Origin of the sequence: Sphingomonas sp. J344 (assembly GCF_024700005.1) — a bacterium.
GTDB lineage: Bacteria > Pseudomonadota > Alphaproteobacteria > Sphingomonadales > Sphingomonadaceae > Sphingomonas.
In genome coordinates, this window is record NZ_JAJONB010000001.1 from 1,909,311 (window position 1) to 1,922,462 (window position 13,152).

Annotated in this window: 12 protein-coding genes; 6 read left to right on the top strand and 6 right to left on the bottom strand. The window is 66.0% G+C overall.

Annotated elements, in window-relative coordinates:
• Positions 1 to 83 precede the first annotated feature (83 nt).
• On the top strand, positions 84 to 683 hold the full coding sequence (locus LRS12_RS09715; RefSeq protein ID WP_257844417.1) for a TetR/AcrR family transcriptional regulator: 600 nt from the start codon (positions 84 to 86) through the stop codon (positions 681 to 683).
• On the opposite strand, the gene LRS12_RS09720 is transcribed toward LRS12_RS09715, so the two are convergent.
• The 3 genes from LRS12_RS09720 to LRS12_RS09730 are packed head-to-tail and all read right to left on the bottom strand — an operon-like array spanning position 671 to position 5,033.
• Positions 671 to 2,722, bottom strand: a complete 2,052-nt coding sequence (locus LRS12_RS09720) for a 3-hydroxyacyl-CoA dehydrogenase NAD-binding domain-containing protein (RefSeq protein ID WP_257844418.1) — start codon at positions 2,720 to 2,722, stop codon at positions 671 to 673. The genes LRS12_RS09715 and LRS12_RS09720 overlap by 13 nt on opposite strands.
• A gap of 11 nt (positions 2,723 to 2,733) precedes the next feature.
• On the bottom strand, positions 2,734 to 3,942 hold the full coding sequence (locus LRS12_RS09725; RefSeq protein ID WP_257844419.1) for an acyl-CoA dehydrogenase family protein: 1,209 nt from the start codon (positions 3,940 to 3,942) through the stop codon (positions 2,734 to 2,736).
• Positions 3,942 to 5,033 (bottom strand): acyl-CoA dehydrogenase family protein, encoded by a 1,092-nt coding sequence (locus tag LRS12_RS09730; RefSeq protein WP_257844420.1) that lies wholly within the window; start codon positions 5,031 to 5,033, stop codon positions 3,942 to 3,944. The genes LRS12_RS09725 and LRS12_RS09730 overlap by 1 nt, the downstream gene beginning before the upstream one ends.
• A gap of 171 nt (positions 5,034 to 5,204) precedes the next feature.
• On the opposite strand from LRS12_RS09730, the gene LRS12_RS09735 reads away from it, so the two are divergent.
• On the top strand, positions 5,205 to 6,041 hold the full coding sequence (locus tag LRS12_RS09735; protein WP_237241184.1) for an SDR family oxidoreductase: 837 nt from the start codon (positions 5,205 to 5,207) through the stop codon (positions 6,039 to 6,041).
• A 4-nt stretch (positions 6,042 to 6,045) separates the two neighbouring features.
• Here LRS12_RS09735 and LRS12_RS09740 read toward each other — a convergent pair whose 3' ends face one another.
• The 3 genes from LRS12_RS09740 to LRS12_RS09750 are packed head-to-tail and all read right to left on the bottom strand — an operon-like array spanning position 6,046 to position 9,705.
• Positions 6,046 to 7,296 (bottom strand): MFS transporter, encoded by a 1,251-nt coding sequence (locus LRS12_RS09740; RefSeq protein ID WP_257844421.1) that lies wholly within the window; start codon positions 7,294 to 7,296, stop codon positions 6,046 to 6,048.
• Positions 7,274 to 8,593 (bottom strand): MFS transporter, encoded by a 1,320-nt coding sequence (locus LRS12_RS09745; RefSeq protein ID WP_257845476.1) that lies wholly within the window; start codon positions 8,591 to 8,593, stop codon positions 7,274 to 7,276. Before LRS12_RS09745 ends, LRS12_RS09740 begins: the two co-directional genes overlap by 23 nt.
• A 32-nt stretch (positions 8,594 to 8,625) precedes the next feature.
• Positions 8,626 to 9,705 carry an aldo/keto reductase gene (locus tag LRS12_RS09750; protein WP_257844422.1) on the bottom strand — a complete coding sequence of 360 codons (1,080 nt, stop codon included), beginning with the start codon at positions 9,703 to 9,705 and terminating at the stop codon, positions 8,626 to 8,628.
• A gap of 108 nt (positions 9,706 to 9,813) precedes the next feature.
• Here LRS12_RS09750 and LRS12_RS09755 point away from each other — a divergent pair, with 108 nt between their 5' ends.
• Genes LRS12_RS09755 through LRS12_RS09770 form a run of 4 tightly spaced genes read left to right on the top strand, consistent with a single transcriptional unit; the run spans position 9,814 to position 13,149 of the window.
• Positions 9,814 to 10,221 carry a Zn-ribbon domain-containing OB-fold protein gene (locus tag LRS12_RS09755; RefSeq protein ID WP_257844423.1) on the top strand — a complete coding sequence of 136 codons (408 nt, stop codon included), beginning with the start codon at positions 9,814 to 9,816 and terminating at the stop codon, positions 10,219 to 10,221.
• Positions 10,218 to 11,405: a thiolase family protein gene (locus tag LRS12_RS09760; protein ID WP_257844424.1), complete on the top strand. Its 1,188-nt coding sequence runs from the start codon at positions 10,218 to 10,220 to the stop codon at positions 11,403 to 11,405. Before LRS12_RS09755 ends, LRS12_RS09760 begins: the two co-directional genes overlap by 4 nt.
• 3 nt (positions 11,406 to 11,408) lie before the next feature.
• On the top strand, positions 11,409 to 12,281 hold the full coding sequence (locus tag LRS12_RS09765) for an NAD(P)-dependent oxidoreductase (RefSeq protein ID WP_257844425.1): 873 nt from the start codon (positions 11,409 to 11,411) through the stop codon (positions 12,279 to 12,281).
• Positions 12,268 to 13,149, top strand: a complete 882-nt coding sequence (locus tag LRS12_RS09770; RefSeq protein ID WP_257844426.1) for a cupin domain-containing protein — start codon at positions 12,268 to 12,270, stop codon at positions 13,147 to 13,149. Before LRS12_RS09765 ends, LRS12_RS09770 begins: the two co-directional genes overlap by 14 nt.
• The last annotated feature ends 3 nt before the right edge of the window (positions 13,150 to 13,152 follow it).

The window sequence follows — 13,152 nt, forward strand, 5'->3', positions numbered from 1 at the left end:
TGGCTGGACAATCGTCCAGTCAACTGCCACCTGTCCATTGTCATGGACCAGCGATCACATATGCATTGGGCGAGGGGCCGCCTGTGAGCCTCGTGCGGCCCGTCACCCGGCAGGATCAGCGGCGCCTCACCCGTCGGCGCATCGCCGACGCTGCGCGCCAGTGTTTCTACGAGCATGGTGTCGCCGAGACCTCGATCGACCAGATTGCGCGGGCGGCGGGGGTCGGGCGGGCGACCCTCTACCTTCACTTCGCCAACAAGGACGCGATCCTGCGTGAGTTGCTCGCCGCCAATATGCGCGGCGTACGGCTGATCTTCCGCGAGCTGTGCGATGCACCGCTCGTCGACGTTGCCGCCGCCCGGCATTGGCTGAGCGAATATGTCGCTGCGCTCAAGCGGCATCGGGATGCGATGCCGCTGTTTCACCTCGGCCTGGCGAGCGATGCGGACGCGCGCGCCTTGTTGCGCGAGCACCGCGCCCTCCTGTCGACGGCGCTTGCCGAGCGGTTTCCGGCCCTGGCGAGGTTCGACGCGCGCGATCGCGCGCGGCTTGCTCTCACGCTCGCCCGGATCGACCAGTTCGCCAGCGCCGCGGCGGAAGACGAAGCCGCGATCGATGTGGAAGCCGGGCTGGATCTGGTTTCGGAGGAGCTTGCCGCGTTGCTGGACGATCAGCCCGCATAGGCGGCGAGCGAACCGCCTTCCGATGCGAGCTTGAGCAATAGCGCTGCCGGCTCAACCCCCATGCGGCGAAGCCCGTCCACCACCCGGGTCAGCCCGATCGCGTCGGCATGGAACATGGGTCCGCCTGTCTGCGCGGGCCAGCCATAGCCGGTGATCCAGACCAGGTCGATGTCGGACCCACGGAGCGCGATCCCTTCCTCCAGGATCTTTGCCCCCTCGTTGATCATCGGCAGCAACAGCCGGTCGAGGATTTCTCTGTCGGAAAGGGTGACTGATCCGGGAGCCACGCTTGCGAGACCGGCGATCATATCGAGTGTCGTCTGCGAAGGGCTGGGCGTCTTGTTCTCATAGTCATAATAGCCAGCGCCGCTCTTCTGTCCCTTGCGGCCAGCCGCGACGAGGCGGGATTTGACGCTGTCCGTGTCGCCCTCCCAGCCTATATCCAGTCCGGCAAGATCCAGCATCGCGAACGGCCCCATCGGAAAGCCGAACCCGGTCAGTACCCGGTCGATGTCCCAGGGCAGTACCCCCGCCAGCACCATCGCATCGGCATGGACCTGGCGCGCCGCCAGCATCCGGTTGCCGATAAATCCGAAACAGACGCCGGAGACGACCGCCGCCTTGCCCAGCTTCTTGGCCAGCGCCATCACGCTCGCGAGCACCGCTTCGCTGGTCTTTGCGGCTCGGACCACCTCGAGCAGCCGCATGACGTTGGCCGGCGAGAAGAAATGCATCCCGAGCACGCGCTCGGGTCCCACCGCACCGGCGGCGATGGCGTCGACATCGAGGAACGAGGTATTGGTTGCGAGGATCGTGTCGGGCCGAACGATGGCGGACAGCGTGCCGAACAAGGCCTGCTTCGCCGCCAGATTCTCGAAGATCGCCTCGATCACCAGATCGGCGTCCGCGAGCTCCGATAGATCGAGCGTCGGGGCCAGCGCCGCGATCTGTGCCTCCGCCTTGTCTGCCGCGAGCTTGCCGCGCTCGACCCGCGATTGCAGCGTCGCCGTGATATGCGCCACACCCCGGTCCAGTGCTGCCTGCTGCGTCTCCACGATCGTCACCGCGAATCCGGCGGCGAGGAACGCCATCGCGATGCCGCTCCCCATCGTACCGGCGCCGACGATGCCGACCTTGGTGACGGGGATCAGCGGCAGGTCGGCGCGCAATCCGGGTATCTTCTGCGCGGCCCGCTCGGCCATGAAGGCATGGCGGAGCGCGGCCGATTGCGGACCGGCCAGCAGTGTCTGGAATTCGGTACGCTCGATCGCGAGACCCTTTTCCCATGGACCCGCGACCGCCGCCTCGACACAGCGGACGATTGCCTGCGGGGCGTCGAGACCGTTCAGTTGCTTTGCGTGCGACGTGCGGAACCGGTCGAACAGGCCTGCATCCTTGCGATCTGCAGCCACCTTGGCTTCGCAATCCCGTATCCGCTTGGGCGGCTCGCCCGCATCGACCAATTCCTTCGCAAAGGCGATCGCATCCTCGCGCAACGCGCCTTCGGCCGCCAGCCGGTCGATCAGCCCGATGGTCAACGCTTCCTTCGCGCCGACCTGCCGTCCACTGATCAGCAGGTCCAGCGCGGCCTCCGCGCCGGTGATGCGCGGAAGGCGCTGTGTACCGCCGCCGCCGGGCAGCAGGCCCAGATTGACTTCAGGCAGACCCATCCGCGCCGATGGGACCGCGATGCGATAGTGAAAGGTCAGGGCAGTTTCCATGCCGCCGCCAAGCGCCGTGCCGTGCAGCGCCGCCACGGTCGGCTTGGGGCTGTTCTCGATACTGTCCTGCAGCGCAAAGAAATCGACCTTGGGCTGAACCTTGCCCAGTGATTTGAGGTCAGCGCCAGCAATGAAGGTACGGCCCGCGCAGATCAGCACGATCGCTTTCGCCGCATCGTCGCTCAGCGCGGCCATCAGCGCGTCGTATAGGCCGTCCATCAGGGCGGGAGACATTGCGTTGACGGGAGGAAAGTCCAGCGTGACGATGGCGACGCCATCCTCGATGGTGAGTGAGGTGCCCTCATTGATTGCAGTCATTGCATGCTCCGTCAGCGGCTGGGCTGGATCTGGTCGAACGGTACCGCCTTGTCGGGGCGATAATCCTGGGGAAGACCAAGCAGCCTTTCGGCGATGGTGTTGAGCAGCATTTCGTCCGCGCCGCCCGCGATGCGCAGCGTGGGAACGGTCAGCCAGCTATGCGCCCAGTCGTCCTTGGGAAAGGCATGCGGATCGAGTTCTGCGCCCGCCGCACCCTTCAGGTCCATCGCGGCTGCCGACAGCCGCTGCCGCAAGCGCATCGACACCAGCTTGTGGATCGATCCTTCGGCGCCCGGCTCGGCTCCTTCCTGCAGCGCCATGAACGTCTTGGTGCGGATCGCCACCAGTGCGCGTTGCTGGCGGAACGCGTTGGCGATCTCCCGGCGGGTGCGTCCGTCCTCGATCGCGGGCTTGCCGTCGATCGTCGTTACCTTGGCCAGCGAAACGAAGGAATCGAGCGCAGGGCCGAATCCGGCCTCGTCCGCGGCCGAATAGCGTTCGATCATCAGCGTATCGATCGCAACGCCGAAGCCGCCGCCGACCGGTCCGAGCCGCTGGCTGTCGGGAATGCGAACCTCGTCGAAGAACACCTCGTTCACATCCTCCTCGCCATTGGCGAGGCGAACGGGGCGAACGGTGATGCCCGGCGTCTTCATGTCGAGCCAGAAATAGGTCAGGCCCTTATGCTTCGCGACGGCCGGATCGGTTCGGGTGACGATCACGCCATAATCGGAATATTGCGCCCAGCTCGTCCACAATTTCTGTCCGTTGAGAACCCAGTCGTCGCCGTCGCGAACGGCGCGCAACCGGATGCCTGCAAGATCCGAACCCGCGGCGGGCTCGGAAAAGAGCTGGCACCAGATTTCCTCGCCCTTCAGCGCGGGATGCGCAAAACGCTGGCGCAGGTCTTCGGAGGCATATTTCAGCATCACCGGGATCGGCTGGCCGAGCGAGATGCCAAAATAGCTGGTGCCGAAATTGAACTTGGCCTCTTCCTCGGCGAAGATTGCCTGCTCAAGTTCGCTCAGGCCCGCGCCGCCATAGGTTTTCGGCCAGGAGATGCCGGCATAGCCCGCATCATATTTGGTGCGCTGCCAGCGACGGGCAAGGGCAAGGTCGTCGGCTTCGCTCAAGCCGCGGCGCGCTTCTACGCCGAACTCGGCGGCATGACCGGCAAGCCAGGTGCGGACCTGGCTGCGAAAGGCATTCAGATCGGACATTATGCGGCCTCCAGATAGCTGGCGATGCGGTCTTCCCAATAGGTCGCGCCGCCCGCCTCCAGCGCGAGGCTGCGTGCACGGCGATAGTGGAGGTGCGGCTCGGCCTCCCAGGTCACGCCGATCCCGCCATGGACCTGGGTGGACGCTGCGGCGGCATAGTCATAGCCATGGATCGCGTTCAGCCGCGCTGCCGCGACATAGGCTTCGGCATCGTCATCGGCATTCTCGAGCCGTACCGCCGCATCGAGCACCGACGCGCGCGCCAGTTCGTTCGCGACATAGATTTCCGAGATGGCGTGCTTCACCGCCTGGAACTTGCCGATCGCCTGGCCGAATGCCTGGCGCTGATTGGCATAGTCCGCCGCCAGTTTCAGGCAGGCTTCGATGCCGCCGACCGCCTCCGATGCCAGGTGCAGCGCGAACCGCGCGAGGCATTGCCGGGCGACCAGCGCTGCGTCGTTCAACCGCAGCACCGTTGCGGCCGCGCCGTCGAACGACAAGGTGGCGAGGCAGCGGCTGTTGTCGATGCTGGCGATGGGCGCGCGGGTCACGCCGGCGCTGTTGAGGTCGATCAGCGCAATCGCCGGGACGCCGCCCGCGTCGTGGCACAGGATCAATGCCACATCGGCGACGGCGCCGCCCAGAACCGCGGTCTTCTCCCCGGCAACGCGGCCGTCGGGCCCGATTGCCACAGCAGGGCCGAGGGGAAGCGGCTCGTTTCCTTCACTGAAGGCAAGGGCCACGATCTTCTGGCCGCTGGCAAGCGCGCCGAGCAATTCGGGCTGATCGCCGAGCTTGAGCGCGTGCGCCGCGGCGAAGCCGGTTGCCAGAAACGGCGCGCCTGCCAGTACCCGCCCGGTTTCTTCGGCCACGATCATGGTCTCGACCAGCGAGAGCCCCAAACCGCCATCGGCCTCGGCGACATTCATGGCGGTCCAGCCCATGTCGCGCGCCGTTCGCCAATAGCCTTCATCATATTGGCCGCTGGTCTCGAGCAACCCGCGTAGTGTCGCCGGATCGGCCGTGCCGGACAGCGTGCGGCGTACTTCTTCGCGGATCTGGTTCTGCTCGTCGGAATAGAGATAGGGCATGGTCGTTCATCCACTCCTTTGCATCTGTCCCTGATCCATTGGGGGGCGGCGCGTAAAGGGCTGGCGCGCCCTCGCGCCAAGTATCCGATATGTGCTGCGCAACGCGTTGACCTTTGGACGTCCGGCGCGCCAAGCCCGTGGGGAAGGAGAAGGGCGATGTTTGCAGAGGGGTTGTTGCGGAATTCCCGTATCCTCGTCACCGGCGGGGGCAGCGGCCTGGGCAAGGAGATCGCGCGGTCCTGCGTCGCGCTCGGCGCAACCGTCTATCTGTGCGGCCGCCGTTCCTCGGTGCTGGAGGAAGCCGCGGCGGAACTGGGGACGGGCGCGATCCCGATCGTGTGCGACATCAAGTCGTCCGAGGCGATCGAGGCGATGCTCGATACGATCTGGGCCAGCGGTCCGCTTACCGGACTCGTCAACAACGCCGCCGGAAATTTCCTTGCCCGGACGGAGGACCTGTCGATGCGCGGGTTCGATGCCATCGCCGACATCGTGTTCAAGGGCACGTTCCAGATGACGCAAGCGTGCGGCAAGCGATGGCTCGCCGGCGGAACCAAGGGGTCGGTCGTGTCGATCCTGGCGACCTGGGTGTGGAACGGATCGCCCTTCGCGGTGCCCTCGGCCATGTCGAAGGCCGGGGTTCATGTCATGACGCAAAGCCTGGCGGTGGAATGGGGCGGGCGCGGCATCCGGCTCAATGCGATTTGCCCCGGCCCGTTCGAGACCGAAGGGGCCAGCGCGCGCCTCAATCCCACAGGCGACAGCCGCTTCGGCTGGAACCCGATGGGGCGGCACGGCACGCCGCAGGAACTGGGCAATCTGGCCATATTCCTGCTCGCGCCGGGCGCCGAGTTCATCAACGGGCAGACCATCGCGATCGACGGGGCCGCCTGGCAAGGCACGGGACAGAATTTCTCGGCATTGACCGAGTGGAGCGACGCGCAATGGGCGGACGCCAAGGCTGCTGCCCGCGGGATCGATGCGCGCGACAAGGCCGCGCGCGGCTGATCACTCAGGCTGCCGGGCCATGGTCCGGATATCGGCCCAAGGTACCAAGCAGCACCGCGGAGAGACCGGCCAGCGGAATGACGATCCACAGGAACAAGTCATAGGCGCCGGTGGCGTCGCGAATCGTTCCCGCGATCCACGGTCCCAGCCCGACGCCTGCGAGCAGCGCGGACGTGATCCAGCCGAACAGGCTGCCGAAGCTGCGCATCCCGAAATAGCGCGTGGAGAGATAGATCACCGAATCATATTCGCCACCGATACACAGGCCGAGAAACGCGATGGCGACGATTGCCATCGGAACCGAGCCAGGAAAGGCGAGCAGCAGCGCTGCGGCGATGATCGGCAACGCAACGCTGATGGCGCCGACCGGCGGCCCGGGCAGCCGGTCCAGCATGAACCCCACCCCCAGCCGTCCGATGATCGAGAAGATGCCGGCGATCCCGGCGGCATAGGTCGCGTTCGCGCGGCTCAGCCCCATTTCCGACAGCAACGGCACGAGATGAAAGACAAAGCCGACGATCACGCCGGTGATGATGATCGCCGTAAGCAGGAGCTGCCAGAACTGCCGCGTGCGGACGCCTTCGCGCAGCGTGTACCCGGTGACGGCATCGGAAATCTTCTTGCCGCTGCCATCCCGTTCGAAGCGCGCGTCGTGGAAGAAGAACCAGAGCACGGGGACGACAACCAGGGCAAAACCGGTGCCTAGCGCAAGATATGCGCCTCGCCAGCCCAGGCCGTCGATCAGCAGCCGGGTGATCGTCGGCAGGCACGCCTGCGCAAGGCCAGTGCCCGACAGCATGACCGCCAGCGCCAGCCCGCGCCCGGCCGAGAAATGCGACGATACCGCGGTCGACCATATCGTCGGCTTCAGGAAGAGCGTGGCGACGCCGAACACGGCCCACAGCGCCCACCAGCTGTAGATCGAGGGACCCGCAAGCGACAGCGAGGCGGTGGTGGCACAGACCATGATCGTGCCGGGGATCGCCATCCGCCGTGCACCCCATCGGTCGATGAAGATCCCGAACAGGGGCGACAACAATACGCCAAGGAGCGCGGGCGCCATCAGCGCCGCCGATATGTCCGCGCGCGACCAGCCGAACTCCGCTTCGAGCGGGGCCACGAACACACCGGTCGCATAGATCTGAACACTGCCCAGCGCGACGCCGCAACAGGCTGCGACGACCAGCGCCCAGCCGGTTCGCCATTCAGCAAGCGTTTGACCGCGCGAGGGTTCAGGCGCTGAGGGGTGATGCATCGATACGCTCCAGTTCGAGCCGGATTTCGGCATGACGGGCCGCGGTGAGCGGATAACGGAAGGCGACCCATGCAGCCGCGAAGCACAAGAGGATCGGCAGGCCGATATAGAGGATCTGCAGGCCCGTCATTGCCGACGCGGCGTTGGCGGCGCCGGGCGCGGGGTCGAATGCGAACAGCGACAGCGCCCAGAACATCAGGCCGACGGACACGGCCTGGCCGATCTTCCAGACCCCGATCAGCAGCGCGTAGAGCAATCCGGTCCGTTCCTGCCGCGTACGAAGCCGCTCCTCGTCGCTGACATCGGCGATCATCGCGCGGGGCAGCAACGACGAGCCGCCATAGGCGATGCCGACGATGCCCTGGGCCAGCAGCAGCAGGACAAGCTGTCCGGCCGGTACCGCCCAGATCGCCGCCTGACCGGCCGCATAGACCAGCGCGGCGACGGCCAGCGCATTATGCTTGCCGATCGCAATGGCCATCCGCGACCAGAGCGGCGTCAAGGCCATGCCGGCGATGGCATGAACGATGAACAACAGACCCAGATCGGCCGCGTCCAGCCCCTTGGTCCGCGTGAAGTAGAACAGCGCCAGCGTCGATGTCGCGCCGCCGGTAATTCCGAGCAATGCCTCGCAGGCAAGCAGGCGCTGAACGGTGCGGTTGCGCATCATCTCGAAATAGTCGCGCAGTCCGCCGCCCTGGCGTTCGGCCACCACGGGACGTTCGCGGACCAGCGCCAGCGTGATGGTGACCATGACGGGCGCAAGAACGATCACCAGCCAGGCCATCGCCGCCATGCTTGCCGCCTGCCCGGTGATGCCGGCTATGCCGACAAGCTTGGGCATGAGCATCGCACCGATCATGCCGATCGAGAAGGCGATCTGCCACCAGCCATAGATGCGGGAGCGTTCATGATAGTCTGGCGAGACATTGGCGGCGAGGGCGAGCTGCGCCAGCGTCATGATCGACCACCCGGCATAGGCCATCAGCAACCAGCCGGTGAGGTAGAGCGGACCGACACCCGGTCGCGCCATGAACAACATGCCCATTGAGAGCATGATGATGGGCGCGGCGATGGCCAGCCACGGGCGATAGCGCCCGAACCGGGTCTTCACTCGGTCCATCACCCCGCCGATAAACGGATCGAACCCGATATCGAGCAGGCGGACGACCATGAACACCGTGCCGACCATCGCGAGGTCCAGCCCGAGCGTACCGGAATAATAAGCAGGGAGATAGACGACCAAAGGAAGACTGAGCGCTGCCAGCGGAATGCTGGGTCCGGCAAGCGCGAGCATCACATGGCGGGGCAAACGTTTGGGCGTTTCAGTCATAGGATCGCCTGCGCGCGCGCATCGGACTCGAACCGCGCGATGAAGTTTTGGGGATAGGGGATTGCCGGCGCCGATACCGTATCGAGCGCGGTGCGCTCGGCGGCGGTCAGCTCCAGATCGGTGGCGGCGAGGTTGGCGTCGAACTGTTCTTCAGAACTGAAACCGATGATGGCGGTTGCGACGGCGGGCCGCTCCAGCACCCAGGCAAGCGCGACCGCAGCAACCGGAACCCCACGCGCATCGGCGATCTGCTTCAGCGCATCGACGATGCGGTGACCCTGCTCCCGGTCGAAGGGCAGCAGGTCCATCGAAGCCAGCCGGCCATTCTGTCCCCCGGGATCATCGCGCGTGTATTTGCCGGAGAGGAACCCGCTCGATAGCGGACTCCACACCATCGTCCCGATCCCCGCGTCCAGCGCGAGCGGCACATATTCCTGCTCGATGTCGCGGGCGATGAGTGAATAATACATCTGCCCGGTCACGAACCGGGCCAGCCCGTTCGCCTGTTGCATCGCGATCGCCTTGGCGGCGAGCCAGGCCGGCCAGTTGGAAAAGCCGATATAGCGCGCCTTGCCCGCGCGAACCACGGCATCGAGCGCGGTGAGCGTCTCGTGCAGCGGGGTCAGCGGATCGGGGCGGTGGCAGATAAAGACGTCGACCCAGTCGGTCCCGATGCGCGACAGGCTGGCATCGATCGATCCATGGATATGCCGGGCGGAGAGACCGGCATTCTGCAGGCCCTGATCCATCCTCATGCCGACCTTGGTGGCGATCACCGCTTCGCCGCGCCGCTTGCCGAGCGCCCGTCCGAACAGCGTCTCTGACTCGCCCCGATGATAGACGTCGGCGGTGTCGAAGAAATTGAGTCCCGAGTCGAGCGCGCGATTGACGAGCGTTGCGCACACGCGCTCGTCGATCGCGGCCAAAGGCCCCTTCCACGCGGCGCCGAGGGTCATCGTCCCGAAGGCGAGCTTTGAAACCAGCAGCCCGCTGTCGCCGAGCCTTGAATAACGCATCCGCTTCTCCCGATCGGGAGAGTGGGCGCGCATGCCGGCAAAGCCAAGCGGAGCCGCCATGCGAACAGATAGGCGATGAATCGCGGCCGCCGGTGGCGGGGGAACCGCTTTTGGTCCTAGCTGCGGCCGAGGCGAGAAGTCCGAGAAGCGCGCGGGAGAGAGAAAGCGATGAACGGCCCTGTTCGGCCACTGCCCGCGGTCGATGGCGATAACCGGCCTTTCTGGACCGGCGGTCGCGATGGGCTGCTGATGATCGCGCGTTGCGCCGATTGCGGCTATCATGTGCATCCACCGACGCGCTTCTGCCCGGCTTGCGAAAGCCGCGCAGTCGCGCCGCAAGCCGTGTCGGGACGCGGGCGGGTCTATAGCTTCACCGTCAACTACAAGGCCTGGGTACCGGACTTGCCAGTGCCCTATGTGCTGGCGCTGGTCGAACTCGACGAGCAGGCGGGTCTGCGGTTGCCGGCGAATATCGTCGGCTGCGACCCGGACGATGTCGAGATCGGGATGGCGGTCTCGGTGCGGTTCGAGACGGTCGAAGATCTCCATGTGCCGCTGTTCGGGCCTGCGGCATGAGCGGTTACGGCGAAAAGGAATGCGCGATCACCGGAATCGGCATGTCCGAAGTATCGCGCGGCGCCAGCAAGACACCGCTGGGCCTGACGATCGACGCCTGCATGGAAGCGATCGAGGATGCGGGGCTGACGCGCGCCGACATCGATGGCGTGTCGAGCTATCCCGGTGGCGACAATAATGCTTCGGGCTTTTCGCCGGTCGGCGTGCCCGCATTGATGGATGCGCTTCGGATCGAACCCAATTGGTATTCGGGCGGCGGCGAAACGCCGGGACAGCTGGGCGCGGTATTCAACGCCATCGGCGCCATCGCGGCGGGGCTTTGCAACCATGTCCTCGTATTCCGCACCGTCTATGAAGCCTCGGCGCGCAAGGGCGGGACCTTTGCCAACGCCTTGTTCAAGGGGCGTGAGCGCGCCCATGGCCAGCTCGCCGAATGGGCGCCCTATTGGGCGCTCTCGGCGGCGGTACAGCAATCGCTCTATTTTCAGCGGTTCATCCACGATTATGGCGCGCGGCCCGACCAGGTCGGCTGGATCGCGGTCAACAACCGGCGCAACGCGGCGCGCAATCCCAAGGCGGTGTATCGCGACCCGATCACGATCGACGACTATCTGGCATCCCCGCTCATATGCACACCACTGCACCTCTATGATTGCGACGTGCCGTGCGATGGCGCGGTGGCGCTGATCGTATCGCGCCGCGAGATTGCGCGCGATCTGCGCAACCCGGTGCTGCGCATCGAGGCGGTCGGGTCGGCACTCCATCGCCGCTACAGCTGGTCGCAGATCGAGACGCCCGCGACGCAGGCGACGCGGTCGGTAGCGAAGATGATGTGGTCGCGCACCGATCTCACGCCTGCCGATCTGGACATGGCGCAGCTCTATGACGGCTTCACCTACCATACGCTGGCCTGGCTCGGGTCGATGGGGATTTGCGACCACGCCGACGCCGCCGCGTTCGTCGAAGGCGGCAAGCGGATCGCGATCGAGGGTGAGATGCCGATCAACACCGGGGGAGGTCAGCTCTCGGCCGGGCGCCTGCATGCTTATGGTCAGTTGCACGAGGCCTGTACCCAGTTGTGGGAGCGCGGCGGTGCGCGGCAAGTGCCCGGCGATGTCAGGGTGAGCGTGAACTGCACGGCGGGTGGCCCCCTGGCGGGCTGCATGCTGCTGGTGCGGGAGTAGGCGATGCGGGTCGGATTCATCGGTCTGGGCGATCAGGGCGGCCCGATGGCGCGCATGATCGTGGATGCGGGCTTTCCGGTCACTCTTTGGGCACGGCGTGCGTCCGCGATCGAGCGGTTCGTGGCGCGCGGGGCAGGGGTTGCGGCAGATCCTGCGGCGCTGGCGTCAGCCTGCGAACTGGTCTGCCTGTGCGTGACCGGTGATGCCGATGTGCGTGAACTGCTGATCGATCGCGGCATGATCGCGGCTCTGCGCAAGCGAAGCCTGGTCGCGATCCATTCGACCATCAACCCGAAAACCTGCGTCGAGCTGGCGCGAATGGTTTCCGCCCGGGGCGCCACCTTGCTCGATATGCCGGTGTCGGGATCAGGGCATGCCGCGCTCGCGCGCAAATTGCTGGTGATGACGGGGGGCGATGCCGGCGCGATCGCGCGAACCATGCCGGTGCTCGAGAGCTACGCAGGAACGATCATCCGCATGGGGGATGTCGGCGCCGCGATGAATGCGAAGCTGGTCAACAACCTGATGGCCGTGGTCAATATCGGCCAGGCATTCCACGCGCTCGCGCTCGGCCGGAAGGTGGGAGTCGAGCCCGCGGCGCTGCGCCAGGCGCTGATGGTGGGAACCGGGCGCAGCTTTGCCATCGATCTGATCGCGCGGCTGCATGTGCCAAAGCGCGCGCATCATGTGCGAGGGGTATTGGTGAAGGATGTCGACCTGGCGATCGATGCGATGCCGGCGGACGAACGCGCCTATTGGCGGCCGCTGGCTCAGGCCGGGTTGGATGCACTCGAACAACTGATCTCCGGCGGGGTGACGCTGCTGCCGGCGAAGGAGGAGGAACATGGCGAATATATCGTCTATGGCACGGCCTGACAGGGCCGCTGCGCGCGCTGAATTCTATGCGCCCGAAATCGCCTTCGACCGCCCCGTGCCCAAGGTGCCGGCCGCGGCGTTCCGCGCGGAGCGCGATCGCGCGTTCGCGGCCGATGCGGCGACGGGTTCGATCCCTTGCGACCTGTCCGGGCAGCTGGGCAGCCCCTGGCCCGCGACCACGCCGACCATGCTCGCCCGTTATGTCGTGATCCGCGCGGGCGAGACGCTGCAGCACCAGCACTGCTCGACCGGCGAGGTCTTCTACGTCATGCGCGGCGCGGGAGAGACGGTGTGCCGGGCCGAACAATTTGCGTGGAAGCGCGGCGATGCATTCTGCCTGCCCGGCGGTGAGCCGGTCGAGCATCTGGCAGCGCAGGATGCGATCCTGCTGCAGGTGACCAACGAGCCCGAGCTCGCCTATCTGCGGGCCGCGCCGGGCGACGCCGCGATCGAGCCGACGCTGTTTCCCGGCGAGATCGCCGAACAGCATCTCCACAACGTCCATGGCCGCAACAGCGAACAGCGCGCGGCGGGCAAGTCCGTCGTGTTCCTCACCGCGATGATGGCGAGCCGCCGTGTCACGACGCCGACCCTGCTCTCGGCGCTCAACACGCTGGAGCCCGGCGGCGACCAGCGGCCGCATCGTCACAGCTCGGTTGCGCTGACGCTGAGCATCCAGGGCGAGGGCGTCTATTCGATGGTCGATGGCGAGCGCATCGACTGGGCGCCCGATACGCTGTTCGTCACCCCGCCCGGCGCGGTGCATTCGCACCATAACCGGGGAGACAAGATGATGCTGAGCTATGTCGTGCAGGATACCGGCCTTCACAGCCAGCTGCGTACCACCAACTTTGCATGGACGGAGTGACAC